Origin of the sequence: Methylobacterium fujisawaense (assembly GCF_039619325.1) — a bacterium.
Taxonomy (GTDB): Bacteria; Pseudomonadota; Alphaproteobacteria; order Rhizobiales; family Beijerinckiaceae; genus Methylobacterium; species Methylobacterium fujisawaense.
Genome location: NZ_CP155000.1, coordinates 6,555,066 through 6,581,500, shown reverse-complemented (window position 1 = coordinate 6,581,500; position 26,435 = coordinate 6,555,066). Strand labels below are relative to the sequence as shown.

The 26,435-nt window shown below is 71.9% G+C and carries 21 protein-coding genes and 2 tRNA genes; 20 read left to right on the top strand and 3 right to left on the bottom strand.

The genetic code is table 11. The features are described from left to right. Positions 1-148 precede the first annotated feature (148 nt). The 6 genes from lspA to ABC766_RS31370 all read left to right on the top strand — a co-directional run bounded on the left by lspA (position 149) and on the right by ABC766_RS31370 (position 6,788). Positions 149-664 carry a signal peptidase II gene (lspA, locus tag ABC766_RS31395; RefSeq protein ID WP_182592216.1) on the top strand — a complete coding sequence of 172 codons (516 nt, stop codon included), beginning with the start codon at positions 149-151 and terminating at the stop codon, positions 662-664. Positions 665-824: 160 nt separating this feature from the next. After that, on the top strand, positions 825-1,487 hold the full coding sequence (locus ABC766_RS31390) for a hypothetical protein (RefSeq protein WP_043346925.1): 663 nt from the start codon (positions 825-827) through the stop codon (positions 1,485-1,487). 159 nt (positions 1,488-1,646) lie between these two features. Next, a complete protein-coding gene (locus ABC766_RS31385) occupies positions 1,647-3,056 on the top strand; it encodes a M16 family metallopeptidase (protein WP_043346924.1) in 1,410 nt (469 codons plus the stop codon). A 106-nt stretch (positions 3,057-3,162) separates the two neighbouring features. Beyond that, positions 3,163-4,458, top strand: coding sequence for a M16 family metallopeptidase (locus tag ABC766_RS31380; RefSeq protein ID WP_043756983.1), 1,296 nt, complete (start codon positions 3,163-3,165; stop codon positions 4,456-4,458). Between the two features lie 291 nt (positions 4,459-4,749). Continuing rightward, positions 4,750-5,700, top strand: coding sequence for a ring-cleaving dioxygenase (locus tag ABC766_RS31375; RefSeq protein ID WP_342142593.1), 951 nt, complete (start codon positions 4,750-4,752; stop codon positions 5,698-5,700). A 314-nt stretch (positions 5,701-6,014) separates the two neighbouring features. Further along, complete coding sequence (locus ABC766_RS31370) at positions 6,015-6,788, top strand: ferredoxin--NADP reductase (RefSeq protein ID WP_043346916.1); 774 nt, start codon at positions 6,015-6,017, stop codon at positions 6,786-6,788. Positions 6,789-6,813: 25 nt separating this feature from the next. On the opposite strand, the gene ABC766_RS31365 is transcribed toward ABC766_RS31370, so the two are convergent. After that, the gene (locus ABC766_RS31365) at positions 6,814-7,107 is read right to left on the bottom strand and encodes a helix-turn-helix domain-containing protein (RefSeq protein ID WP_043346915.1); all 294 of its coding nucleotides are present in this window, start codon (positions 7,105-7,107) and stop codon (positions 6,814-6,816) included. A gap of 646 nt (positions 7,108-7,753) precedes the next feature. On the opposite strand from ABC766_RS31365, the gene ABC766_RS31360 reads away from it, so the two are divergent. From ABC766_RS31360 to ABC766_RS31350, 3 genes are all read left to right on the top strand, one after another. Beyond that, a tRNA-Ser gene (locus tag ABC766_RS31360) sits at positions 7,754-7,821 on the top strand. Continuing rightward, positions 7,822-7,953, top strand: a tRNA-OTHER gene (locus tag ABC766_RS31355). A gap of 221 nt (positions 7,954-8,174) precedes the next feature. Continuing rightward, positions 8,175-9,749: a TROVE domain-containing protein gene (locus tag ABC766_RS31350; RefSeq protein WP_345820345.1), complete on the top strand. Its 1,575-nt coding sequence runs from the start codon at positions 8,175-8,177 to the stop codon at positions 9,747-9,749. Positions 9,750-9,783: 34 nt separating this feature from the next. Here the strand turns inward: ABC766_RS31350 and ABC766_RS31345 are convergent, their stop codons facing one another. Further along, a complete protein-coding gene (locus ABC766_RS31345) occupies positions 9,784-13,233 on the bottom strand; it encodes a hypothetical protein (RefSeq protein WP_345820344.1) in 3,450 nt (1,149 codons plus the stop codon). Between the two features lie 183 nt (positions 13,234-13,416). On the opposite strand from ABC766_RS31345, the gene ABC766_RS31340 reads away from it, so the two are divergent. The 7 genes from ABC766_RS31340 to ABC766_RS31310 all read left to right on the top strand — a co-directional run bounded on the left by ABC766_RS31340 (position 13,417) and on the right by ABC766_RS31310 (position 19,874). Next, entirely contained in the window at positions 13,417-13,884 is a 468-nt protein-coding gene (locus tag ABC766_RS31340) for a peroxiredoxin (RefSeq protein WP_342142588.1), read from the top strand. Between the two features lie 77 nt (positions 13,885-13,961). Further along, positions 13,962-15,173: a M23 family metallopeptidase gene (locus tag ABC766_RS31335; protein ID WP_426315365.1), complete on the top strand. Its 1,212-nt coding sequence runs from the start codon at positions 13,962-13,964 to the stop codon at positions 15,171-15,173. Positions 15,174-15,544: 371 nt separating this feature from the next. Further along, positions 15,545-16,108 carry a Uma2 family endonuclease gene (locus ABC766_RS31330; RefSeq protein WP_287090269.1) on the top strand — a complete coding sequence of 188 codons (564 nt, stop codon included), beginning with the start codon at positions 15,545-15,547 and terminating at the stop codon, positions 16,106-16,108. A 49-nt stretch (positions 16,109-16,157) separates the two neighbouring features. Beyond that, complete coding sequence (locus ABC766_RS31325; protein ID WP_043345965.1) at positions 16,158-16,499, top strand: hypothetical protein; 342 nt, start codon at positions 16,158-16,160, stop codon at positions 16,497-16,499. A gap of 144 nt (positions 16,500-16,643) precedes the next feature. Continuing rightward, on the top strand, positions 16,644-17,495 hold the full coding sequence (locus tag ABC766_RS31320; protein ID WP_043345966.1) for a DUF1206 domain-containing protein: 852 nt from the start codon (positions 16,644-16,646) through the stop codon (positions 17,493-17,495). Between the two features lie 106 nt (positions 17,496-17,601). Further along, on the top strand, positions 17,602-17,760 hold the full coding sequence (locus ABC766_RS31315) for a hypothetical protein (RefSeq protein WP_164706392.1): 159 nt from the start codon (positions 17,602-17,604) through the stop codon (positions 17,758-17,760). A gap of 101 nt (positions 17,761-17,861) precedes the next feature. Next, the gene (locus ABC766_RS31310) at positions 17,862-19,874 is read left to right on the top strand and encodes an SDR family NAD(P)-dependent oxidoreductase (protein WP_182592221.1); all 2,013 of its coding nucleotides are present in this window, start codon (positions 17,862-17,864) and stop codon (positions 19,872-19,874) included. 30 nt (positions 19,875-19,904) lie between these two features. Here the strand turns inward: ABC766_RS31310 and ABC766_RS31305 are convergent, their stop codons facing one another. Beyond that, on the bottom strand, positions 19,905-20,930 hold the full coding sequence (locus tag ABC766_RS31305) for a cyclase family protein (protein ID WP_342142579.1): 1,026 nt from the start codon (positions 20,928-20,930) through the stop codon (positions 19,905-19,907). Between the two features lie 314 nt (positions 20,931-21,244). Between ABC766_RS31305 and ABC766_RS31300 the strand changes: the two genes are divergently transcribed. The 4 genes from ABC766_RS31300 (at position 21,245) to ABC766_RS31285 (ending at position 26,140) form a co-directional block, all read left to right on the top strand. Further along, positions 21,245-22,504 (top strand): ABC transporter substrate-binding protein, encoded by a 1,260-nt coding sequence (locus tag ABC766_RS31300; protein WP_182592222.1) that lies wholly within the window; start codon positions 21,245-21,247, stop codon positions 22,502-22,504. An 18-nt stretch (positions 22,505-22,522) separates the two neighbouring features. After that, entirely contained in the window at positions 22,523-23,398 is an 876-nt protein-coding gene (locus tag ABC766_RS31295; RefSeq protein WP_043386828.1) for a branched-chain amino acid ABC transporter permease, read from the top strand. A 319-nt stretch (positions 23,399-23,717) separates the two neighbouring features. Further along, positions 23,718-24,638: a branched-chain amino acid ABC transporter permease gene (locus ABC766_RS31290; RefSeq protein WP_345820340.1), complete on the top strand. Its 921-nt coding sequence runs from the start codon at positions 23,718-23,720 to the stop codon at positions 24,636-24,638. Beyond that, positions 24,635-26,140: an ATP-binding cassette domain-containing protein gene (locus tag ABC766_RS31285; protein ID WP_345820339.1), complete on the top strand. Its 1,506-nt coding sequence runs from the start codon at positions 24,635-24,637 to the stop codon at positions 26,138-26,140. The genes ABC766_RS31290 and ABC766_RS31285 overlap by 4 nt, the downstream gene beginning before the upstream one ends. Positions 26,141-26,435: the final 295 nt, after the last annotated feature.

Sequence of the window (26,435 nt, the reverse complement as noted above, 5' to 3'; positions counted from 1 at the left end):
GCTTCCGGTTGCGGCGCGACCGTCTTGAAGCCCACAGCCTTTCTCTGCGCCGTCGCTCCCCTCTCTCCCGCTGCTGCGCAGGGTACCCTCCCCCGCAGAGGGGAGAGGGCGATGCGCCCGCACGGCACGGGTCGCGGGGTCGGCGCCCGTGACCCCCTTCCGCGCTGGCCTTCTGGCCCTCCTCCTCACCCTGGTCCTCGACCAGGCCTCGAAGCTCGGCCTCTATTTCGGCACCGACCTCGTGCTGACCCAGCCCTGGCGGCTGGCGCCGTTCGTCGACTTCGTCGTGGTCTGGAACCGGGGCGTCTCCTACGGCCTGTTCCAGCAGGAGGGCGGGGTCGGGCGCTGGCTCCTCGTGGTCCTGTCGCTCGCCGCCGCGATCGGCCTCGGGATCTGGATGCGCCGGGCCGGCTCGCGGCTCCTCGGCGTCGCCCTGGGGCTCATCGTCGGCGGGGCGCTCGGCAACGCCATCGACAGGGCCGCCTACGGGGCGGTGTTCGACTTCGTCCACCTGCATGCCGGCGGCTGGTCCTGGTACGTGTTCAACGTCGCCGATGCGGCGATCGTGGCCGGCGTGATCGGCCTGATCCTCGACAGCCTGTCCCCGGACAGCCGCAAGGAGCGGCCGCTTCCGTCGCAGGGCGACCCCGCGCCGCGCCTGTGATCCGCGCAACACACAGGTCCACCTGCATGCCTGCCCTGGCGCAACGTGGCCAAGGCGCCATACGATCGCCGGAAACCGGTCTCAGGCCGGAACCCGTCGGATCAGGCCGCGCCGCGGTCATCCCACAGCCGGACGCTCCGTCCGGAACCCGTGAGGCAGCATGACCGGGCATAGCAGGCTTCGTCCCCTCCTCTCCGCCGCGGTCGTCCTGGCCCCGCTCTGCGCCGGCACCGCGCAGGCGCAGGAGCGCGGCGAATTCATGCGCGACGCGCTGTCGGGCATCGGCCTCTTGGAGAAGCGCCAGGATCCGATCGACTATCACGAGCGCCCGCCGCTGGTGATGCCGCCCAAGATCGACGGCAAGGCCCTGCCCCAGCCCCGGGCGCGCTCCACCAGCACCGCGTGGCCGAAGGATCCCGAGATCGTGGAGCGCGAGCGCGCCGCCGTGGAGCGGCGTAATCCCAGGGGCGCCCAGGCCCAGGGCCGCTACGACGACAACAACGCGACGCTCTCCGTGGATGAGATGCGCGGCGGCCGCCGCGCCGGGGCGGGCCTCACGACCACGGCCGAGCGGAAGCCCGGCGACAACAACCGCGACGACAGCCTGCTCAGCCCCTTCGAGCTCCTGAAGGGCAAGAGCGCCAATGCCGAGCCGTCCGACATCGAGCCGAGCCGCGACACGCTCACGGATCCGCCGACCGGATACCGCCAGTCGCCCAAGAAGCTGGCCCGCCCGCCGTCGAGCGACCCGATCAACAACGCCAGCCGCGAACGCGAAGAGGCGGATCCCGGCGCGTATCTCCGGAAGCGCGCGCAGCAGTGACGGGGGCGCCGTGTCGCCGTTGCAACGACGACGCGGCATGGCAACATGAGATGATCGTCCCGGTACGGCTCTTGCCCACCGGAGACCAGGACGGCCCCGAACCACGAACGCGTCCTGTCGTGGAACGCTTCGATCCGGGGCCGGCAGAAGGAAAGCGGAATGCACCTGTTCAGGAAGGCGACGCCCCACCTCTTCCCGCTGCGTCCGGGTTCGTCCTTCGGCGGCAGCGCCGGCCGGGGCGAGGCCGCGCCGTTCGGGCGTTCCGAGGCGGGCGGACCGGAAGTGACGGCCTTCACCCTCGACAACGGCCTCGACGTGGTGGTCGTCCCCGACCACCGGGCCCCCGTCGCCACCCACATGATCTGGTACCGCAACGGCTCGGCCGATGATCCCCTCGGCCAGTCGGGCATCGCCCACTTCCTCGAGCACCTGATGTTCAAGGGCACCGAGAAGCACCCCGTCGGGGCCTTCTCCAAGGCGGTGTCGGGCCTGGGCGGCCAGGAGAACGCCTTCACCAGCTACGACTACACGGCCTATTTCCAGCGGGTCGCCCGGGATCATCTCGGCACCATGATGGCGTTCGAGGCGGACCGGATGAGCGGCCTCGTCCTCGACGATGCCGTCGTGGCGCCTGAGCGCGACGTGGTGCTGGAGGAGCGCCGCATGCGGGTCGAGACCGACCCCTCCGCGCAGCTCTCCGAGGCGATGGCCGCCGGCCTGTTCGTGCACCATCCCTACGGCATCCCGATCATCGGCTGGATGCACGAGATCGAGGGCCTGAACCGCGAGCATGCGCTCGCCTACTACAAGCGCTTCTACACCCCCGAGAACGCCATCCTGGTGGTCGCGGGCGACGTCACCCCGGACGAGGTGCGTCGCCTCGCCGAGGACACCTACGGCCGCGTGACGCCCCAGGGCGCCCGGCCCGAGCGCCTGCGGGCGCGGGAGCCGGAGCCGAAGGCGCTGCGCCGCGTCGCCGTGGCCGACCCGAAGGTGGAGCAGCCGACCCTGCAGCGGCTCTACCTCACGCCCTCCTGCATCACCGCCCGCGACGGCGGCTGCCACGACCTGGAACTCCTCGCCGAGGTGCTGGGCGGCGGCTCGACCTCCTACCTCTACCGCAAGCTGGTCATGGAGAGCGGCCTCGCGGTGAATGCCGGCGCCTGGTACATGGGCTCGGCGATCGACGACACCCGCTTCTCCGTCTACGCGGTGCCCGCCGAGGGCGTGCCGCTGGAGAAGCTGGAGGAGGCCGTCGACAAGGTGCTGCGCCGCGCGCCCGCCGAGGCCCTGGACGCCGAGGCGATCGAGCGGGCCAAGACCCGCCTCGTGGCCGAGACCGTGTACTCCTCCGACAGCCAGTCGTCGCTGGCGCGCATCTACGGGTCTGCGCTCGCGATCGGCGAGACCATCGAGGAGGTCCGCCGCTGGCCGACCGATATCGAGGGGGTGACGCAGGATCGCCTCAAGACCGCCGCCGAGCGCTGGCTGACGCCGGCCCGCTCGGTGACCGGCTACCTGACCAAGGCGCAGGATCCGGACGCCCCGGTCGCGATGGCCGCCGAGTAGCCCCGGGCGCGTCCCGCCCGGCCCTCGGAGGGCCGGCACGGGGCGTGTGCCGAACGGGAGCCTTGGCCCGCTCCGCCGTCGCCCGAGAAAGAGACAAGAGGTTCCCATGAGCTTGGCCGAGACTCTGGTCGAGACCGCCGCCCCCGCCGCCACGTCGCCCACGACGGCGCTGCCGGTGACGACCGCCCCCGGCATCGAGGCGTGGCACGTCGAATCGCCGGTGGTGCCGATGATCGCCCTCGCCTTCACCTTCGAGGGCGGCGCCGCGCAGGACCCGGCGGGCAAGGCCGGCTGCGCCCAGATGCTGGCGCGGCTCCTCGATGAAGGGGCGGGCGACCTCACCTCCGATCTGTTCCAGGAGCGGCTGGCCGCCCGGGCCATCGAACTGTCCTTCCATGCCGGCGCCGACGCGGTCGGCGGCTCGCTGAAGATGCTGGTCAAGCATGCCGACGAGGGCATCGCCCTCCTCGCCCTGGCGCTGGCCAAGCCCCGCTTCGATCCGGACGCGATCGAGCGGGTTCGGGCCCAGATCATCGCCGGCCTGCGCTACCAGCAGAACGATCCGGGCGTCCTGGCCTCGCGGCGCTTCTTCAAGGAGGCCTTCGCCGGCCACCCCTACGCCCGACCCTCCTCCGGCACCGTGGAGAGCGTCGCGGCGATCACCCGCGAGGACCTGCTGGAGATGCATGCCCGCATCATCGGGCGCGGCCGGGTCAAGGTTGCGGCCGTCGGCGCCATCGGGGCGGAGCAACTCGCCGAGGGTCTGAACCGCGCCTTCGGGGCGCTCCCCGAGGCCGGGGCGCTGAAGGCGGTGCCGCGGACCGAGGTCCAGGATCTCGGCCGCCGCATCGTCGTCGACCTCGACGTGCCCCAGTCGGTGATCCGGTTCGGCATGGCCGGCGTGCCCTGGCGGGACCCGGATTTCATCCCGGCCTACGTGCTGAACCACATCCTCGGGGGCGGCGCCTTCACGTCCCGCCTGTTCCAGGAGGTGCGCGAGAAGCGCGGGCTGGCCTACTCGGTGGGGACCTCCCTGGTCAGCCACCGGTCCGCCGCGATGACCTGGGGCTACACCGCCACCAAGAACGAGCGCGTCGGCGAGGCGCTGTCGGTGATCGGCGACGAGATCGGCCGGCTCATCACCGACGGGCCGGACGACGACGAATTGCAGAAGGCCAAGGACTACCTCACCGGCTCCTACGCCCTGGGCTTCGACACCTCGACCAAGATCGCCCACCAGCTGGTGCAGATCGCCTTCGAGGAGCTCGGCATGGACTACATCGCCCGCCGCAACGCCATGGTTTCGGCCGTGACCCAGGCGGATATCCGCCGGGCCGCCGCCCGCACCTTCGCGGACGGCAAGATGCTGGTGGTCGCCGCCGGCCGTCCGGTCGGGCTCTGAGCTTTCGGAGCGGACCATCGCGGCGGTCGACCGCGAGGCCGTCCGCTCCAACCCTTCATCCTGGAGGCTGAACGATCGTCGATCGTTCAGCCTCCAGGTGTTGTCCAGGGCCCGCACGGCTGGCTGGAAGACCTGTCCCAGTCCCCGCGCACGGCGTCGGCATCTCCGGACCGGATTGCGCCCGGACGAGGCGCCTTCCGACGCGATGTCGATCGGCCCGGAAGCCTCGGTGCTCGCAGTGCCGGCGGGGATCCCTACCTGAGACGCATCGGCGTCAACCCCCGGATCGACATGCACCTCACCGGCCTCCATCACCTCACGGCGGTGACCGCCCGCGCGGCCGAGAACGTCGCCTTCTACACCGGGACGCTGGGCCTGCGCCTCGTCAAGAAGACGGTGAATCAGGATGACGTCTCGGCCTACCACCTGTTCTACGCGGACGGGCTGGCGAGCCCCGGCACGGACATCACCTTCTTCGACTGGCCGGCGCCCCCGGAGCGGCGGGGCTCCAACAGCATCACCCGCACGCATCTGCGTGTGCCCGGCGAGGGCGCGGTGGCCTGGTGGCACGCCCGGCTGCGCGAGGCCGGGATCGTCGAGGCCGAGCCCGCCCTGCGCGACGGGCGCCTCACCCTCGACTTCGAGGATCCGGAGGGTCAGCGCCTCGCCCTGGTCGATGACGGCGGGACCGGGCCGGAGCATCCCTGGGACGGCTCGCCGGTGCCGGCAGCCTACCAGATCCGCGGCCTCGGCCCGATCCGGCTCTCGGTGCCGGACCCGGCCCGCACCGCCGCGGTGCTGACCGAGGTGCTCGGCATGCGTCGGGACCGCGTCTTCGAGACGGGCGACGGGCCGGTGGCGGTCTACGCCATGGGGCCCGGCGGCCCGGCCGCGGAGGTCCAGCTCCTGGCCGATCGGTCCGCGCCGGCCCGGCAGGGCGCGGGCGCGGTTCACCACGTCGCCTTCCGCATCCCGGATGCGGATTACGGCGGCTGGGCCGACCGGCTCAAGGGTGCCCGGGTTCCGACCAGCGGGCCGGTGGACCGCTACTACTTCCGCAGCCTCTACTTCCGCGAGCCCAACGGCATCCTGTTCGAGATCGCCACGGATGGGCCCGGCTTCACCGCGGACGAGCCGCTGGAGACCCTGGGCGACCGCCTCGCCCTGCCGCCCTTCCTTGAGCCGCGCCGGGCCGAGATCGAGGCGGGATTGAAGCCGCTCCACCCCGGAACCGCCGGCTGATCGCGCCGCGCGAGGCCCGGCGGGCGGCAACCCTCCCATGTCCGGAGCGGTGCTGCAGACCTTCCGCGAAGACGCTAAATATTCGAACGATTCCAGGCCGTTCACTTCTTTCGCGAGTGTGATCCCGGCGCGCCTTGACGGGCGTGCTGCAACTGCGAAAGAAGCAGCGCGCGTGTGTCATCCGGATCCGGGCGGGCTCTCTCGTCGAGGATCCACCCCCGCCCGAGCGGGGCGGCGGGGATCCGCCGAACCACGGCCCCCGAATCGTCGGGACCGTGAGCCGAGCATCAGAGGATTCGAGGGCTGATCCGTCGATGAGCAAGTTCTACGAGGAGCGCGTCCTGTCGGTCCACCATTGGACCGACAATCTGTTCTCGTTCCGCACGACCCGCGACCCGGCGTTCCGGTTCCGCAACGGCGAGTTCACCATGATCGGCCTGGAGGTCGAGGGCCGGCCGCTGCTGCGCGCCTATTCCGTGGTCTCGGCCAATTACGAGGAGGAACTGGAGTTCTTCTCGATCAAGGTCCAGGACGGCCCGCTGACCTCGAAGCTCCAGCACCTCAAGGTCGGCGACCCGATCATCGTCGGCAAGAAGCCCACCGGCACCCTCGTGCTCGACAACCTCCTGCCGGGCAAGAACCTCTACTTGCTCGGCACCGGCACGGGGCTCGCGCCGTTCCTGTCGATCATCAAGGATCCGGAGGCTTACGAGCGCTTCGAGAAGGTCGTGCTGGTCCATGGCTGCCGGCAGGTGCAGGAACTCGCCTACGGCGAGACCATCACCGAGACGCTGCCCAAGCACGAATTCCTGGGGGAGATGATCTCGAACCAGCTGATCTACTACCCGACCGTGACCCGCGAGCCGTTCCGCAATCGCGGCCGGATCACCGACCTCATGGTCTCGGGCAAGCTGTTCGAGGATATCGGCCTGCCGGACATGTCGATCGAGAACGACCGGTTCATGCTGTGCGGCAGCCCCGACATGATCCGCGACACGCGCGAGCTGCTCTCGGGCCGCGGCTACGAGGAGGGCAACCACGGCGAGGCCGGTCACTACGTGATCGAGAAGGCGTTCGTGGAGAAGTAGCCCGCCGCGCAGGTCGGTTTCGGGTTCAGCCCGGTGCGGTCCGCCGCGCCGGGCTTTTCTGTGCCGGCCCGTCCCCGGATCCGGTCGCGGGGGCGGGGCGCAGGATCGCCCCGTATCCCTCCTGATCGTCGCCGACGAAGCGGATGCCCGCCCCTTCGAGGACCGTGCGGATCGCCGCGAGGGTCCGGTTGCGGGGCTGGACCTGTTCGCTCTCGATCATGTTCAGGGTGACGACGGAGACCGCGGCGCGGCTCGCGAGAACCCCTTGCGTCCATTTGAGAAGTCCGCGGCCGGCGCGGATCTGGGCGGCAGTGATCATGGCTCCGGCATCGCCCGAACTGAAAGAATTTTCAAGTTTCCGGTTGACGCAGGTCGAGCGCGGCCGTATCCACCCCGCCATCGGCCTGCCGGGCCGGTGATCCGAGGTTATCGCACCCTTGGGACGTCCGCGGCCGGCGAGCCGCGGGGGTGAAACGCCCAGTCCGCCTCGATCGGACATGACCGGCAGGCCCCTGACATTCACCGGCGCGGGCCGGAGACGCTCGGTTATCCCTGTCACGGATCCCCCCGAGCCTCATCGACACGCCCGCGTCACCCGCAGCCCCGTTCGGACGGAGCCTGGCATGAAACAGCACGACGGAATCGGCGTCGCGGCGTTCGCCCGTCCCGGGCTGATGCGACCGTTACGGTCGTATCGCGGGGCTCTCGGCCCGAGAGGCTGAGCGCGTCCGGGCGGAGCCCGGCGCCGCCGACGCGGTTCCCACGCGCGTCTCGAGGACCCTGCGGGCCGGCAGGGGACGGTTATCATCGGTAGAGCGCCGCGGGCTTGTCCCGCGGAGGTTGCGGGTTCGATCCCCGCCGGGGGCCGCGAGGTCGCCGGAGCTCATGCCCGTCCCCGACACCACGACCGCAGGGCCCCGCGAGACGACCGTGGAGCCGACCGTGCGCGGATCCCGACCGACGATGCGGGCCGGAGAGGAACGGTTATCCTGACGCAGGAGGAGGTCGCGGGTTCGAATCCCGCCGGGCCGCGAGGCCCGTAGCTCAGCCCGGATAGAGCGCCCAGACACCGTTCCTCACGCCACGACCGCATCGCCCGGACGCGGGCCGGAAGACGAAGGTTCTCGGGATCCGAGGGGTGCGGGTGCAAGTCCCGCCGGGCCGTCAGGCCCGTCGCTCAAGCAGAGCATCGGACAAGCCCTTCGTCGCCGCCACGCCCGCAGCCGGACGGAAACCCGCCCCCGATGACACGAGAGACCGGCCGCCCGGCAGCGGCGGAGGACGACGCGCTGCGGCCGCGTCCCCTGCCCGTCCGCGCGCGCCGAAACGCGCCACCGGCCGGCGATCGGCCGCGATGGAGAGAGGAGAGACAGAGAGGAGCCCGCCATGACGAAGCTTGCACAGATGTTCCGGCTCCGAGCCACCCCGCAGGCGGAGCCGATCCCCGGCACGGTGCCGAATGCCGCCGGGGGCCACGCCTTCGCGGTCGGCGACTGGGCGCGGTTCGACCGCTTCCTGGTGCTCGGCTCCGAGGGCGGCTCGTACTACGCGAGCCCGCGCGCCCTGACCGCCGAGAACGCGGCTTCCGTGCAGCGGTGCATCGCGCAGGACGGCGCCCGCGCGGTCGCCGCCATCGTGGCGGTGAGCGAGGGCGGCCGGGCTCCGAAGCAGGATCCGGCGATCTTCGCCCTGGCGCTGGCGGCCGCTTCGGCGGATCTGGCGACCCGGCGCGCGGCGCTCGCGGCCCTGCCCCGGGTCTGCCGCACCGGCACGCACCTGTTCCAGTTCGCCGCGTCCGTCGAGGCGATGCGCGGCTGGGGCCGGGGCCTGCGCCGGGCCGTCGGCGGCTGGTACTGCGCCAAGCCCGTGGAGGCCCTGGCCTTCCAGGCGGTGAAGTACCGGGCCCGTCAGGGCTGGTCGCACCGCGACCTGCTGCGGCTGGCCCATCCGGAGACGGAGGAGCCCGCCCGGAAGGCGCTGTTCGACTGGATCTGCCGCGGCACCGTGACCGAGGCCGCCCCCGGGATCGTCCACGCCTTCGCGCAGGTGCAGGTGGAGGGCATCGACGGGGCGGTGGCCGCCGCCCTTGTGCGCTCGCACGGCCTGCCCTGGGAGGCGCTGCCGACCGGGCTGATGGGCAGCCGCGCGGTGAACGAGGCCCTGATCGAGCGGATGCCGGTCGGAGCCCTCGTGCGCCAGCTCGGCCGCCTGACGGCCGCGGGTGTGCTCGCGCCCTTCTCGGAGGGCACCGAGCACGTCCGGTCGGTCCTGTCGGACCGGGAGCGCATCCTTCGGGCGCGCCTCCACCCGATGGCGCTGCTGCTCGCCCTCAAGACCTACGCCTCCGGGCGCGGTCAGCGGGGCACGCTCGCCTGGGAGCCGGTAGCCGCGATCGTCGAGGCGCTGAACGCCGCGTTCTACACGGCGTTCAGCGCGGTGGAGCCCACGGGCCGGCGCCTCGTGCTGGCGCTGGACGTCTCGGGTTCGATGGGCGCCAGCACGGTCGCGGGCTCGACGCTCACGGCCCGGGAGGCGGCCGCCGCGATGGCGCTCGTCACCGCGGCGGCCGAGGAGCACTGGCAGGTGCTCGGCTTCACCGACGGTCTGACGCCCCTGGCGATCGGCCCGTCGATGCGGCTCGATCAGGCGGTGCGGGCGACCGCCGACCTGCCGTTCGGCGCCACCGACTGCGCCCTGCCGATGCGCTGGGCGCTGGAGCGGGGCGTGAAGGCCGACGCGTTCGTGGTCTACACGGACTCGGAGACCTGGGCGGGGCCGGTCCACCCGGTCCAGGCCCTGCGGGCGTACCGGGAGAAGACCGGGATCCCGGCGAAGCTGGTGGTCGTGGGGCTGGTCTCCAACGGCTTCAGCATCGCCGACCCGGCGGATCCCGGCATGCTCGACGTGGTCGGCTTCGACGCGGCGGCGCCGGCCGTGATCGCGGAATTCATCCGCGCGTGAGACCGGGGCGGGCGGCTCTTCCGGGCTGCCCGCCCTATTGCTGCGGGACCCCCTGCATCCCGTCCGCGAAGGGGCCGCCGCCGGCGCTGAACAGCTTGCGCAGGAAGCCCGGGGCGATCGCCGAGAGCGGGTTCACGCTCACGTCCGGCGAGGCGAGCTTGCCGGAGACGCGGAAATTGACCGCGAACAGGCCCTCGTTGTGCCCGCCCCCGAGCAGCGGCCCGAGCAGGGGCAGCTGCGAGGCCACGTTGTTCAGGCCGTAGAGCGGCACGAAGGTGCCGGTCATGTCGGTGCGCTCGCGGCCGGTATCGAGCCAGCCCGACAGGGTGAAGCCCATGGCGGCGTTCGAGATCGCCGCGTCGCTGAAATCGACGCGGGTGCCGGTGCGCACGAAGTTTGCGCGCATGCGATCGAAGGTGACGTCGCCCGCCCCCCGGCCCGGGGCGACCCGGCGGCCGCGGGCCGTCTCCGTGTCGGTCGGCTCCGGGCCCTGCGCCATGATGCTCGACAGCGCCGGCTCGTTGCGCAGGATGAAGTCGCGGATCTGCACGACGCCGGATTGCGGACCGTCGTTGAGGCCGATCCCGGCATTGAGCCGGCCGCCATACATGCGCCGGTACACGTCGACGAACCGCAGCGTCGCGCCGGCATCGGCCGAGTCCACCGCGAGCGTCGGCACGCCGCGCTCGCCGCGGGTGACCGTGGCGGCGAAGGGCGCGGCGCGGAACCGCCCGGTGATGGTGGCGGCGCGCAGCGTCTTCCCGTGCAGGGCGAGCTTCAGGTTGGCGCCGGTCAGGGCCTCCTCGTTGAAGCCGGTGACGATGGGCACCTGGATGTCGGCATCGACATCCTTCGGGTTCGCGTCCTTCGCATCCCGGCCGCCCTTGGGATCGGGGGCGCCCAGGGATTTCAGGAACGGCCTTGCATCGACCACCGCGCCCCGGACCACGACCTTGTAGCCGCCGCCGGTCCGGTCGAGGCTCACGCGCAGGTCGTCGCCGGGGGAGAGCTTGACGTTGGTGAGATCCGCCCGCTCCAGGCCGCCCTCGGGCGTGATCGAGACGGTGCCGCGCGCGCTCGCGGGGGCCGCGTCGAGGGCGAAGTCGCGCAGGTCGAAGCTCTGGCCGCTGTCGACGAGGGTGAAGCTGAGCCGCCCCGGCTTGCCCGCGGGCTTCATGAGCCCCGGGATCAGCCCGTCGATCCCGGCCTTGGCCAGATCCGCCTCGACCCGGATTGGTGGCTTGCCGGATCCCGGCCGGCCGATCGGCACCACCGCGCGGACCGGGATCGTGCCGGTGAGCTGCGGCGCGGTCGGCAGGCCCTTGCGGCCGCGGACCGCCTCGTCGAGCGAGACGTTGACCACCGCCTCGCCGGGCTGCCCGACCTTCGGCTGGCGCAGGTCGACCGACATGGGGGCGCCCGCGACCCGGCCGTCGCCCTTCAGCGTGAAGGCGCCCCGGTCGTAGGCGAGGTTGAACTTGCCCGACTCGAGCCTGTCCCGGCCCATCACCTTGTCGACCGAGAGGTCGGCGAGCGTGCCGATCAGCGTCACCGGCAGGTCCGGCAGATCGGGGATGTGCTTGAGATCGAGGGGGAAGTCGACGCGCAGGTCGGCGCTGCCCTTGATCGTGGCGGGGTCGAGGTCGACGCTCATCACGCTCTTGAACAGCTTGGCCTGGAGCACGGAGGCCATGCCGTCGGCGCCGCCGGAGAGCCGCATCCCGATCTGCGCCACGACCCGGTCCGGCGTGATCTGCGGGATGACGAAGCTGCCGTCCGTGATGGCGAGCCCGCGCCCGTCCGGCCCGTGGACCTCGGCGGTCACGTTGCGCACCGTGGTCGAGCGCCCGGTGATGACGCCGGTGACGTTGCCCTTGGTCACCGGCGGAGCGTCCGCGGTGACGTCGATGGCCGCGTCCGAGACGTGGAAGTCGATATGGACCGCGTCGTCCGGGGCCGGGTCGCCCCGGGTCGCGGCGGCCAGGACCGAGCCCGACATCTTCACCTTGATGTCGACGGAATCGACCCGGCCCCGGCGGAGCTGGTCCACCAGGTAGGTGCGGGCCGGCGGCGCGATGTGCTCCGGCCAGAGCCGCAGCCCGGTGCGGACCTCGCCGTCGTGGCCGGCGAGGTGGAGCGTCAGGCCGCCGTCGTCGGCGGTGGTGCCGATCGTGCCGGTGATCGAGCCCTTCACGCCGGGGCCCGACAGGGTGAGCGCGTCGATGGCGATCCCGCCGTCGCGGCCGGAGAGCTGCGCGTCCAGGGCGTCGATCTTCACCGGCGCGTCCTGCGGGGTCGCCCCGCGTAAGGTCGCGTCGCGGCTCGCGAGGGTCGCGGTCCAGGCCGTGCTCGCGTCGGCGAGGTTGCCCTTCCACGTCCCCGTGAGGTGCACGGCGTTGCCGGCCCCGCGATAATCCAGGCCGGTGAGCGACATGACCCGGTTGGCCTCGTCCCAGTCCAGGGACGCGTCGAGGCTCTCGACGGTGACGGGGTTGAAGTCCTTCTCCTCGATCAGGAACGTGCCGTCGCCGGTATGGAGCTTGGCGTTCATGGTCCGGATGCGGCCGGCCGTCAGGCTCACGTCGGCGCGAGCCGAGACCTTCAGGTCCGTGGTCAGCGGCATGCCGGACTGGCCCGAGAGCAGCAGGAGATCCGTGACCGGCAGGTCGTCGAGGGTGATGACGCCCGAGCGCTCCTGCCCGTCCGCGCCATCGCGCAGCGTGCCGCCGAAGCGCCACTCGCCGTGCGGCCCGTCGAGCCGCAATTCGAAGTTCCGGGTCCCGTTGACCGGATCGCGCCCGAACAGGCCGTTGACCCGCGCGAAGACCGCGCGCTCGTGGCCGTCCTCGTCGATCAGCCGCAGGCGCGCGTCGGTGACGCGGGCGCGGTCGAGGGCGCCGACCACGCCGCCCGAATCGAGGACGACACCGAAGATCGACGCGATCGCGGCCGAGAGCGGCGAGACGGTGCCGCGCACCCCGTCCACGCTCGGCGGCGTGTGCGGCGCGATATCGACCGGATGGTTCGCCTCCGAGGCCGCGAAGGCGATGGAGCCGTCCCGATGCAGCAGCGCGGTGGTCTGCGTCTCGCGGAACTCGATCGAGCGCGGCTGCACGTTGAGCCGCAGGAGTCCCCAGAGGTCGAGGCTGACGAGCGCCAGGGGCGCACGGACCACGAGGTCGCCCTGCGGGTTGCGGATGTCGAGGCCGGAGAAGCGCAGGCTCAGGGCGTTCTCGCGGTCGAGCTCCAGGCTGCTGCCGCGCAGCCCGATGCTCCAGCCGGGCCCGATCCGCTCGGCCACGGCGGCGGCGACGCGGCGCGACAGGCCGTCGATCTGCAGCGGCCCGTTCGACAGGCGCAGGGCCACGAGGCCGACACCGGCGCCGAGGAGCAGCACCAGCGCGAGGGCGCTCACGAGGCAGAAGCCACCCACGCGCCGCGCCCGCCCCCGAGGCCTGCCTGCCGACGTTGTCTCGTCCGCCATCGGGACCCTTGTTCCGGGGGCTCTGCGCGCGGCACCCTCGGGCACCGCGGCCGGTGGATCGAAGCACGCCCGCGCTTTACAGCGGCGGCGACTCCGGGCTTGGCTCGGACGTGCGCGGCGCAATCGCTTGAGGCCGCGCACGAGATCGGTTGCACATCATCAATCGGCCGAAAGGAAGGCACGATGCCGCTGTCAGAGGGGGATCTCGCCCCCGATTTCGACCTTCCCGCCTCGGGCGGAGGGCGCGTCGGATTGTCCGCGCTCAAAGGTCACAAAGTCGTGCTCTACTTCTACCCGAAGGACGACACGAGCGGATGCACGCTGGAAGCGCAGGACTTCAACGGTCTCCTGCCGGCCTTCGCGGAGGTGGACGCCAAGGTCGTCGGCCTGTCGCCGGACCCGGTGAAGAGCCACGACAAGTTCTGCGGCAAGTACGGACTCGCCTTCCCGCTCGCCGCCGACGAGGACAAGGCCGTGCTCGAAGCCTACGGCGTCTGGGTCGAGAAGAGCATGTATGGGCGCAAGTACATGGGCGTGGAGCGCACCACCGTGCTGGTCGACCGCGAGGGGCGTATCGCGAAGATCTGGCCGAAGGTGAAGGTCCCGGGGCATGCCGAGGCCGTGCTGACGGCCGCCCGCGCCCTGCCCTGACCGGCCGGACGACCCGGCCCGCGACGGATCCTTAACCCTACTGAGGTCTGAATGGCGGCTCCCCCGGGGCCGTCCCGATGCATCCTCCGAAGTTCCACATGCTTCCCAGGCCGCGCCGGCCGGCCCCCTGGCTTGCCGCCGGCCTCGCCCTGGCGCTGGTCTGGGCGCTCGGCGCCTCCTACCTGATCGTGTTCCACGACGACGTGCTCGCCGGCTTCGTAGCCCGGCAGGCCGCCCTGCGCGACGCCTACGAGGCGCGCATCGGCGAGTTGCAGGACCGCCTCGACCGCGACCGGCGCGACAGGGTGGGCAGCGAGGCGGGACTGGCCGAACGGGTCGCGGCCGCCCTGGAGCGCCAGGCCGAGCTGGAGCGGCGCACCGCGGCTCTCGGCGACCTCGAGCGGCAGGCCCTGTCCGAGCCCTCCACCACCGGCGCCCTGCCCGACCGGTCCGACGGACCGCGCAGCGGCGGCTATGACGGGCTTCTCCTGCGACCGACCGAGGGGCCGGCTCCGGCGCGGTCCGCCATCGAGCCCCTGCCCCGCCGGAGCGCGCGCGAGGCGGAGACCGGGCTGATCCGGCTGGAGGCCCGGCTCGACGGCCTGCAGGCGGCCCAGGGCGAGCGCCTCGCCCGACTGGCCGCCCGGGCCGGGGACGCGGTGCGGGGGCTGCGCGGCCTGATCGGCCGCACCGGCCTCGATCCCGACCGCTTCGATGCGGCCGTGCCGGCCGCCGGACTCGGCGGCCCGCTGGTCCCCCTGAATGGCCGCTCCCTGGACGGCAGCGGCTTCGCGGAGGGCCTCGCGCTGGCCCGGCGGACGCTCGACGACGGCGAGCGCCTGCGCCGGGTCGCCGCGACCCTGCCCCTGGCCCGTCCGATCCGGGGGGCCTCGATCGTGTCGAGCCCGTTCGGCACGCGCCTCGACCCCTTCACCCGCGGCCTCGCCCTGCATACCGGGCTGGACCTGAAGGCGGAGTACGGCGAGCCCGCCCGCGCCACCGCGCCAGGCCGGGTCGTCACCGCCGAGGCTGCGGGCGGGTACGGCAACATGGTCGAGATCGACCACGGCCACGGCCTGACCACCCGGTTCGGCCATCTCGCCCGCATCGGGGTGCGCCCGGGGCAGCGCGTGGCCGCAGGCGACGTCATCGGCTCGGTCGGCTCGACGGGGCGCTCCACGGGGGCGCATCTGCATTACGAGACCCGCATCGACGGCGCGCCGGTGGATCCGCAGCGCTTCCTGGACGCCGGCGCGACCGTCGCGACGGCCCGGCTCGGAGCCGACTGAGTCCGCCCCCTGGAGGGCCGCATCGTGCGAGCCTCCGCGTCGCGCTCGGAGGCCGCCATGGCATTGGCCGTGAAGCGCGACGCGCGCATGGGCGTCGCCGAAGACATGCGATGGCTGAAGCCGTGCTGGGACGAGGGGCGCGGGGACGTCCTCGACGGTGCTGAGGGCGCCGCCGCGCGCGCGGCTGATCGTTCTCAACGGTCGCCCGAAGTCTCGACGCGATGGCCCGAGAACGGGGCTGCGGCGCCTATCCGGGGCTCGCGATCCGCAGCGCCGCGATCGACGATGACGCGCCCGGATGACCTTCTGAGCCGGCGCTGTTGCGGCCGGCCGCCCCGGTGCTACGATCGGGTCGGGATCGGGGATCGGCGATGGCTCTGACCGCGAAGCGCGACGCGCGGATGGATGTGTCCGAGTTCAGGCTCTGGGTGGAGAGCCGGCCCGCGCACGAGCGTCGGGAACTGCCCGACGGCGGACCCGTGCTGATGGCGCCGCCGCGGGAGCGGCATCGGGCGATCGTCGCCAACCTGATCCGACGAATCGGCGATCTCGCGGACGGCAGGGGCTGCCGCACCATGCCGGATCTCGGGATCCCCCGCGCCGCGAGGGACGATTTCGCGACGGTCCCCGATGTGGTGGTGCGGGCCGGGCCGCCCCTGCCGGAGGGCGATGCCACGGATCCGCTTCTCGTCGCCGAGGTGCTCCTTCCCGCGACCATGAGGCTCGACCGCGGCCGCAAGATCGATACCTGCCGGACCGTGCCGCGCCTCGCGGTGCTGCCGATCGTCTATTCCGACGCGGCACGGGTCGAGGTCTGGCGGCGCGCGGGGGACGACCGGAGCGTCGCGGCCCTCGGGCTCGACGGCACCGTGCCGCTGCCGGAACTCGACGGCGCGGTGCCGGTGCGCGACATCTACCGCGGCCTCGCCTTCTGAGCGCCCGCACCCCACCTGATCGAACGGCGACGCATCAAGGCACCGAGACTTGCCCCATTTCGAAGACTTCTACGCGGCCAAGCTGCGCGGCTCCCTCGGCGTGACCGACGCCGAGTCGGTGCTCGACCTGCGCGGCGCCAACCGGGCGACCGCCGAGGCCTCCCTCAAGGACATGCTGGAGCGCAGCCGCTTCGCCAAGGGCAAGACCGTGGCGATCCGGCTCGATCCGCCGCCGGAGGGCGGGGGCGAGACCCTGTTCCAGCCGGCCGGCCGCCTGCTCCTCGACGCGAAGCGCCGCGGCCTGATCGAGCGCCTGCAGACCCTCCCGGCCCAGGACGGGCTGGGCTTCTACGTGGCGCTCACGGGCCGGGCCGAGCGGACGCCGATGTAGGCGGCCGGAACTCTGCGCCGGCAACGGATCGCGCGCGGGCCGGCGGGCGTTGACGAGGCGCAGCGTCACCGGACGTCGCTCAGGACGTCGCTCATCGAGGCAGCCCGTGACGAACATCCGTATCCCGGCTTCCCAGGTCTGCCGATGAGGACGCTTCCCGGGGGCCGCAACACGATCGAGCGCATCGCCCGCTTCGGCTACGGCGCCCGCGGTGTCGTCTACATCGTGGTCGGCGGCCTCGCCTTGCTGGCGGCCCTGGGGCATGGCGGGCGGGCCGGGGACAGCAAGGACGCGCTCCGCGCCGTGATGGCCGGGCCGTTCGGCGCGGCCATCGTCGGCCTGATCGCTCTGGGCCTCGCCGGATTCGCCCTCTGGCGCCTCGTCGAGGGCATCACGGATGCCGACCGGCGGGGCACCTCGGCCAAGGGCCTCGCCGTGCGCGGCGCCCACCTGATCAGCGCCGTGCTCTATCTCGGTCTCGCCGCCAGCGCGGCCTCGCTCAGCCTCGGCCTGGGCATGAGCGGCGGCGACGGCGTGCATGACGGGACCGCGTGGCTCCTGAGCAAGCCCTTCGGCCGCTGGCTCGTGGCCCTCGTCGGCCTCGCGGTCGTCGGAGGCGGCTTCGGCTTCCTCGGCAAGGCCTGGCGCGGCGACGTCACCGACCGACTCGCCATCGACCCGCAAGCCCGTGACCGCTGGGCCGGCCCGATCGGCCGGTTCGGCTACGCGGCGCGGGGCCTCGCCTTCCTGATCATCGGCGGGTTCCTCGTGGCGGCGGCGTGGCACCAGCGCTCCTCGGATGCCAAGGGCTTGTCCGAGGCCTTCGCGCTGCTGCGGGCCCAGCCTTACGGCTGGGTGCTGCTCGGGCTCGCCGCGGCGGGCCACGCGGCTTTCGGTGCCTTCGGGCTGATTCAAGCGCGGTACCGGCATATCGAGGCCCCGGACATCGACCGTGTGGACGATGCGGCCGGCGCCGCGGCCCGGGCGCTGACCTAAGCCTGGCAATTCTGAGGCTGCTCCGATTGTAATCGGCTGGCCACACACCAAGTAAAACAGACCCTCCGCGCGATCCTGTGCCCTGGGCGATGTTGCGGAGGCGAAGATGGCTAGAATTCTGATCACCGGTCGGGCACAGACCGTGACCACGGAAGACTTCAATGAGCGCGTCAAAATTCTGATGGTCGACAAGGCCGACCCGGTGAAAGGGCGCACTTATCAGAAGAATTTCAAATCCGGGTTCGGCGGCAGTCTCGGCAGGTAATACGCCCAGCGGTCGCGCGTCCGTGTGGCGCGGGGCCGGAGCGGCGCGTTGACAGGGCCGGTGCCGCGGCGGATACCCCGCGGCATCCCATCCGGCACCCGATGCAGCAGCGCCTCTACAAGACCGCGGTGATGGTGACCCACGACCTCGCGGCGACCGCTGCCGCCGTGGTGCTCACCTTCCTGTTCCGCTTCCAGGGCGGCATGCTCGCCGAGCGCCTGCACGCCCTGCCCCTGCTGCTGCCGCCGTTCCTGGTCTTCGCAGGCCTCGTCTACGGCCGGTTCCGGCTCTACCGGACCAAGTGGCGCTTCGCCTCGCTGCAGGATCTCGCCGGCATCGTCCGGGCGGCCAGCGTCCTGGCGCTGGCGCTCCTGGTGACCGACTGGGTCCTGGTCTCGTCCGACCTGTACGGCTTCTACTTCTTCGGCAAGATCGCGATCCTGCTGTACTGGGTCCTGCAGATCTTCTTCCTGGGCGGTACCCGGCTCGCGTTCCGCTACCTCAAGGATACCCGCTCCCGGCAGACGAGCGCGCGGGCCGCCACCGTCCCGACCCTGCTCCTCGGCCGTGGCGCCGACATGGACGTGCTGCTCCGGGCGATCGAGACGGGCTCCGTGAAGAAGCTCGCGCCGCGGGGCATCCTGTCGCCCCGGGCGGACGAGCGCGGCCAGTTCATGCGCGGCGTGCCGGTTCTGGGCGGGTTCCCCGATCTCGAGCGCGTGGTCGCCGACCTCGCGAACCGCGGCGCGCCGGTGCGGCGGCTGGTGGCGGCCCCGAGCGCCCTCGTGCCCGAGGCGGCCCCCGACGACCTGATCGCCCGTGCCCGGCGCCTCGGCCTGCCCCTCGCCCGCGTCGTCGGTCTCGGCGAGGGCGTCCAGGGCCCGGAACTGGCGCCGCTCGAGATCGAGGATCTGCTGCTGCGGCCGACCGTCGCCATCGACCGCCCGCGCCTGGAGGCGTTCCTCGCCGGACGCCGGGTCGTGGTCACCGGCGGTGGCGGCTCGATCGGCTCGGAGATCTGCCTGCGGGCCGTGGCCTTCGGGGCCGCCGCCGTGCTGGTGCTCGAATCCTCCGAGCCGGCCCTCCACGGCATCCTCAGCCACCCCGCGATCCTGGCCGCGGAGGCGGACGTGACCGGCGTGCTGGCCGATATCCGCGACCGGGAGCGGACGCACGCGGTGATCGCGGCGTTCCGGCCGGACTACGTGCTCCACGCCGCCGCGCTCAAGCAGGTGCCCTACCTGGAGCGGGACTGGCAGGAGGGCATCAAGACCAACGTGTTCGGCTCGATCAACGTGGCCGAGGCCGCGGTGGCGGCCGGCGCCCGGGCGCTCGTGATGATCTCCACCGACAAGGCGATCGAGCCGGTCTCGCAGCTCGGCGTCACCAAGCGCTTCGCCGAGATGGTCGCCCAGGCCCTCGACGCCGAACAATCGGTCAGGCCGAATCACGCGACCCGGCTGATCGCCGTGCGCTTCGGCAACGTGCTGGGCTCCGCCGGCTCCGTGGTGCCGGTGTTCAAGGCGCAGATCGCCCGGGGCGGCCCGGTCACCGTCACCCACCCCGACATGGTCCGCTACTTCATGACCGTGCGCGAGGCCTGCGACCTCGTGCTGACGGCGGCCTCGCATGCCGACGGCGAGGCCCGGGCGGGCGCGGAGCGTGCCGCGGTCTACGTGCTCAAGATGGGTCAGCCGGTGCGGATCGCCGAGCTCGCCGAGCGGATGATCCGGCTGGCCGGCTTCGAGCCCGGCGCGGAGATCGAGATCGCCTACACCGGCGCGCGTCCCGGCGAGCGGCTCAACGAGATCCTGTTCGCCCGCGAGGAGCCCCGGATCGCCCTGCCGGGCATCGACGGGGTGATGGCGGCGCGGCCGGTCTTCGCCGACCGGGCCCGGCTCGACGGCTGGGTGGTGCGGCTGCGCGACGCCGTGGCGGCGGGCGACCGGGCCGCCGCCGAGGCCGTGTTCGAGGCGGCCATCCCGCATTTCCGCGAGCGCGCCGTCCTCCGTCCCGGGCCGCCCCAGGAAGCCGCGGAGCCGGCTGCGGAGCCGGCCGCGGAGCCGGTCGGCGACCCGCCGCGCGCCGCCGCCGCGCCCGCCGCCCTCGGCTGATCCGGTCGGCATCTGAGTCCGCCCCGATGCTCACACCGTGGCGATCGGCGTCGTCGGCGAGCCCACCGCGCCGGGCAGGCGCAGCGGCGGGGCTGTGAGCAAAAAGCGGCTCCGTCCATGGGCGCGCAGCCACGCGGCCAGCGGCGTCAGGTGCCACAGTTCGCCGAGATTGACCCCGAGCTTGAACAGGCAGTGCTCGTGGAGCGGCAGCGTCGCGCAGCAGGCGGGACCGGGTCCCGCCGGGTAGGCCTCCACGGCGTAGTTGTCGGCGATCAGCGCGCAGAGCCCGGTTCGGGTGATCCACTCGAGGAGCCGCGGGTCCCGCCCGTCGAGGCCGGCGCAGAGATTGTGGACCAGCTTCGGGTCCGGATCGCCGCCCATGACGATCAGCCGCTCGGCAAAGCCCGTATGCAGGCAGACCATGTCGCCGGGCTCGATCACGACGCCATCGGCCTCCAGGATCCGGGCGAGCTGGTCGTAACCCACCTTGGTCTTGGCGTCGCCGAGATGGGCGCGCAGGTCGATCATCACGGCGCGGCCCTGCATGCCGGTCTCGGCGAGGCGCTCGATCCCCAGGCGCTTCGCCCGGGACGGCTGATCCGCCGCCTCCGGCGCGCTCGGACCGACGATGTCCCGGCCGCCGCGGAAGCCGTTGTAGTAGGTCGGCGTCGCGCCCGTGCCGTCCGCGTCGAACAGTGACCCGACATGGGCGAGCGAGTCCCACTGCGTCGAGTATTGCAGGTGGATCAGCGCCCGGTCGTCGCAGATCACGTCGGTGGCGCCGTCGACCTCCTCGCAGACCGGGAAGTTCATGTTCGGCCGGCCGTCGGCGCGGCGGGTCGGGGTGATCTGGGGCGGGTGGCGGCGCGGGTTGAGGACGTTGCCGCCCGGCAGGTCCAGCGGCAGGCTGAGGCAGAAGGTCAGGCCCGCGCGCACCTCGGCGACGCCCTGCAGCACCTTCTCGGGGGTGAGCAGGTTCAGGCGCCCCAGCTCGTCGTCGGGGCCGAAATCCCCCCAGGTCGAGCCCTCGGGCCGCCGGGTCCAGCGCAGGGTCATGCCTGTGGTCCCCCTGCCCGCGCCGGCCGCTTCCCGAGGCTCCAGGGCCGCGGTCCGGGGCGAACCCCGGCCGCGGCCGAGCGTGCGTTCCTCACCAGACCGTGCCCTTCTTCGAGGCCGCCGGGCCCGCGCTTCGCAGGGCCGCTGCGAGCCTAGGACGCGGCGGCGCGCCGCGATACCCCGGGCGGAAAACGACTCGGTGCAAACGTCACCGGCCGGTCCCGATCGGCCCCTTGTGATCCGTCGGAGCGCGGGTACAGTCCCTCCCCAAGCCCGCGAATATAAAATTCGGGCACTGGGATGAGGAAGCGCCGATGTCCGAGACCGTGCGCGCCGCCGCTCGGGTTGCCCCCATTCGGCGCATGTTGCCCGCGCTGATCGCGGCGGGGCTGGTCGCCGCCGGGCCCGTCCGGGCCGCGGATCCGATCAAGATCGGGGTGATCGCCGAGGCGCAGTCGGTCGCCGGGGCCTCGATCCCGCAGGCGGTCCAGCTCGCCGCCGACGAGATCAACGCCAAGGGCGGGATCGACGGGCGCCAGATCCAGGTCGTCACCTACGACGACAAGTCCTCCGCCTCCGACGCGGTCCGCGCCTTCCAGCGGGCGGTCTCCGAGGACAAGGTCAACCTCGTCATCGCCAGCTACATCTCGGAGGTCGTGCTGGCGCTGATGCCCTGGGCGGCGCGGCTCAAGACGCCGATGATCACGCCCGGCGCGGCCTCCAACGAGATCAGCGTGAACGTCCATAAGGACTACGCCCGGAACAAGTACACCTTCCACGGCTACCTGACCTCCCACGCCCTGGCGCAGGCGGTCTGCGACTCGGCCAAGGAGGTGCTGGTCGGGACGCTCAAGGCCAAGACCGCCGCGATCATGAGCGAGGACGCCGCCTGGACCCGGCCGCTGGACGCCGCCTACCAGGAATGCCTGCCGAAATCCGGGCTCAAGGTGGTGGAGCATGTCCGCTTCTCGCCGGACACGGGGGACTTCACGCCGATCTACAACAAGATCGAGGCGGCCAAGCCCGACCTGATCGTCACCGGCATCGCCCATGTCGGCGTGCAGCCGACCGTGCAGTGGCAGAACCAGCAGGTGCCGATCGCCATGACCGGCATCAGCGGCCAGGCGACCTCCTCGACCTTCTGGGCCAACACCAACGGCGGCACGCAGGGCGTGCTGTTCGACAGCGTGGCGCTGCCGGGCGTGGCGCTCACCGAGAAGACGATCCCGTTCTCCGAGGCCTTCACCAAGCGCTTCGGCGGGGCGCCTTCCTACGCGGGCTTCATGGCCTACGACGCCGTCTACTACACCGCGGAGGCGATCAAGCGGGCGGGCTCCACGGAGGCCGACAAGCTCGTCGAGGCCCTGGAGAAGACCGACTATGTCGGCACGGTCGGGCATCTCAAGTTCTACGGCAAGGACGACCCGTTCACCCACTCGATCCAGTACGGCCCCGGCCTGATGACCAGCGTCCTCGGCCAGTGGCAGAACGGCAAGCAGGTGGCGATCTGGCCGGCGGCGACCGCCAACGGGACCATGATCCTGCCCCCTGCGGTGAAGGCGGCGGTCCCGTAGTCGGACAGGGAGAGCGCGATGATCGGCCTCCAGATCCTCGTTGACGGTTTCGCGATCTCGGCCCTCTACGCCCTCGGCGCGATGGGCTTCACCCTGATCTTCGGGGTCTCGGGCGTCCTCAACCTGACCCACGGCGCCCTGATGGTCATGGCCGCGGTGGCGGCCTGGGCGGCCTCGGCCCTGTTCGGGCTCGGCTCCTATGCGGGCGCGGCGATCGGCGTGCTGTGCGGGCTCGCGGGCGCCCTCGTCACCTATTTCGCCGTCGTGGCGCCGATCGAGCGCAGCCGGGCGATCCCGCGCGAAGAGAAGGAAATCTTCGTGCTCACCGGCACGCTGCTCTGGGGAATCATGATCCAGGAGCTGGTGGCCTACTTCTTCACCGACAACCCGAAGACCGTGCTGCCGCTCATCGAGGGCGTGGTCGAGATCGCGGGCGTCCGCACGCCGAAGAACGAGCTCTTCACCGCGCTGATCTGCTGGGTGGTGATCGGGCTGCTCTGGCTGTTCGTGAACCGGGCGCGGGCCGGCAAGGTCCTGCTCGCCGCCTCCATGAACCCGCGCGGCGTCACGCTGCTCGGCCACGACATGGCGAAGATCTACGTCGCGGTCTGGGCGATCTACGGGCTTCTGGCCGGCATCGCCGGGGTGCTGCTCGGGATGTTCCTCGGGGTGTCTTCGTATTCGGTGGGGCCGCTCACCGCGAGCGCCTTCTCGATCGTGGTGCTGGGGGGCTTAGGGAGCGTCACCGGCTCGCTGATCGCCGCCTACGTGGTCGGGTATCTGGAGACCGCCACCGCCTACCTGATCTCGCCGGCCTACCGGGTCATCCCGGCGCTGCTGCTGCTCGTCGCCGTCATGTACCTGCGCCCGCAGGGCCTGCTGGGGCGGCGCTGATGGCGGTCCTCGAGATCAGAGTGTCCGCCGGGCGCGTGATGAACGCCCTCCCCTGTGCTGGCTCCCGGATTCGAACGGCGTGTGCGCCGCCGCGGCGGCGGCAGGACGAGACGCGGGTCCCCTCTCCCGTGCGGGAGAGGGATAGGGTGAGGGGCGTGCGGCGCCCGGAGAAGGCGGGACGCGAACGCGCGTCGAGGACGTGCTCCAGCCTGACGCGTCCCGTCCCTCACCCCAACCCTCTCCCGCACGGGAGAGGGGGCGCGTCGCGTTCCCTCATCAGCGTTGAAGCCCTGATCATCAATCCTGGTGCGGCTCATCCATGAAGCTCCTCACCACCCCCGGCTTCTGGATCGCGATCCTCGCTGTCGCGGCCGCCGCCGCCCTCCCCTGGTATGTCTCCGGCTACATCCTGGGCCTGCTCACGATCGCCTACTATTTCGGCGTGTTCTCGATGGCCTGGGACCTCCTCTTCGGCTTCGCCGGGGAGGTGAATTTCGGCCCGACCTTCCTGATCGGGCTCGGGGCCTACGGCGCCGGCATCCTCAACAACCGCTACGAGCTGCCGATCCCCTACTGCCTCGCGGCCGGGACCGTGCTCGCCGTGGTCGGCGGCCTCGCCCTGGCGCTGCCGGCGCTGAAGGTCCGCGGCCCCTATTTCGGCCTGATCACCCTGGTGGCGGTCCTGCTCCTGCAGAACATGATCGTGGTCTTCTCCGACCTCACCGGCGGCGAAATCGGCCTGACCGTCCCCGACGTCATCTCCATCGACGCCGACACCAATTACTGGCTGGCACTCGGCTTCATGGCGGTCTCAGGCCTCATCCTCACGGCCATCGCCCGCTCGCCCGCCGGGCTGATCCTCCAGGCCGCCGGCCAGGATCCGGTGGTGACCGGGGCGCTCGGCTTCAACGTCGCCAAGCACAAGCTCGCGGCCTTCGCGGTGAGTGCCGCCTTCTCGGGCCTCGCGGGCGGGCTGGTGGTCTTCTACATGGGCACCGCCTCGGTCGGCACGCTGATCAACACGTCGGTGGGCGTGCAGGTGATCATCGCGGCGGTCCTCGGCGGCCGCCGCACCATCGTGGGCGCGGCGCTCGGCGCCGTGTTCCTGATCGCGGCGGGCGAGCTGCTGCGCCCGCTCGGTGGGCTCTCGACCTTCGTGGTCTCGGCGGTGGCGCTCCTCGTGATCCTGTTCGTGCCCTCGGGGCTTCTCGGCCTCGCGTCCTTCCGGAGCGCCCGATGACCGTCGCCGTCGCGCCCCCGCCGGCCGTGTCTCCCGTCCTGGCCGAGCCCTGCCTCACCGTGCGCGGCCTGACCAAGCGCTATGGCGGCCTCGTCGCCGTCAAGGAGGTCGATCTCGACCTGCGGCCCGGCGAGATTCTGGGCCTGATCGGCCCGAACGGCTCGGGCAAGTCCACCGTGATGAAGCTGATCATGGGGCTGGAGCGGCCGAGCGCCGGCTCGATCCGCCTCGACGGCGCCGAGATCGGCGGGATGCCGGCCCACCGGGTGGCGCGCTCCGGGATCGGCCTCGTGTTCCAGCACGCGCGGCCGCTCCAGCGGCAGACCGTGCTGGAGAATATCAGCCTCGCGCTACTGCCCGACAGCCTGATCCGATTGGTCGCGGATCCCCACGTCGCGCGGCGCGCGAAAGAAATCGCCGAGCGCGTCGGCCTCGGTGCCGTGGTCGACCGGCGGCCCGGCACCCTGCCCTTCGCGGATCTCCGCCGGCTGGAACTCGCCAAGGCCATCGCCCGCGATCCCCGGGTGGTGCTGGTCGACGAGCCCTTCGCGGGCCTGACCGGCGGCGAGGTCGCGGCCTTCTCCGAGCTGATCCGGGGCTTTCGCGACGAGGGCAAGGCCGTGCTCCTCGTCGACCACAACGTGAAGAGCGTCGCGGCCCTCGTGGACCGGGTGTTCGCCATGTATCTCGGCGAGCGCATCGCCGAGGGCTCGGCCGAGTCCGTGATGGCCGACCCGACCGTGCGCCGGGTCTATCTCGGCGGCAGCATCGAGACGGCGGCCCGGCCCGAGGCCGCGTTCAAGCCCGACTCGCTTCTGACGGTCGAGAACGTCGACGTCCTCTACGGCAAGGCGCAGGCCCTGCGCGGCGCCGCGATCCACGTGCACGAGGGCGAGTTCGTCTCGGTGGTGGGCCTGAACGGCGCCGGCAAGACCACGTTGTTCAACGCCATTTCGGGCCTCGTGCCGCATACCGGCACGATCCGGTTCGGCGGCCGGGATCTCGCGACGATGAAGCCCGCCGCCATCGCGCGCGCCGGCATCGTCCAGGTGCCCGAGACCCGCGAGCTGTTCGGCGACCTCAGCGTGCGCGAGAACCTCGACCTCGGCGGTCAGCATTTCCCGAAGGCCGAGAGCGCCAGGCAGCGCGACTGGCTCTACGAGCTGTTCCCGATCCTGAAGGCCCGCGAGACGCAGAGCGCCCGCACCCTGTCGGGGGGCGAGCAGCAGATGCTGACCATCGCCCGGGCGCTGATGATGCGGCCGCGCCTCCTGATCCTCGACGAGCCGACTTTGGGCCTCGCCCCGGTGATCCTGGAGCTGCTGTCGAAGGCCTTGGAGAAGCTGCGGCAGACGACGCCGATCACGGTGCTGCTCGGCGAGCAGAACGTCACCTTCGCGCTCCCGCACGCCGACCGGGTCTACGTGCTGGAGCAGGCCCGGATCGTCTGGGAAGGGCCGCCGCAGCGCTTCGCCAGCGAGATGGGATCGGCCTATCTGTGAGGGGTGGCGTGATCCGGGTCGATCAAGATCCACGTTCGATTCGGGTTGGAGCGCAGGTCCCCTCTCCCGTGCGGGAGAGGGACAGGGTGAGGGATCAGGTCTGTCCGGAGGCGGCGCGCCAGGGACGCGCGTCGCTGGGTTGCTTGATCCTGAGAGTTCTCGTCCCTCACCCCAACCCTCTCCCGCACGGGAGAGGGGGCCCGTCGCGCCGCGGGTGAAGGCAGTGGGACGGCGGGCAGCCGGCTCGCACAGCTTGGTGCGCTGGCCGGCAGGAAAACCCTAGGGAGCGGACACC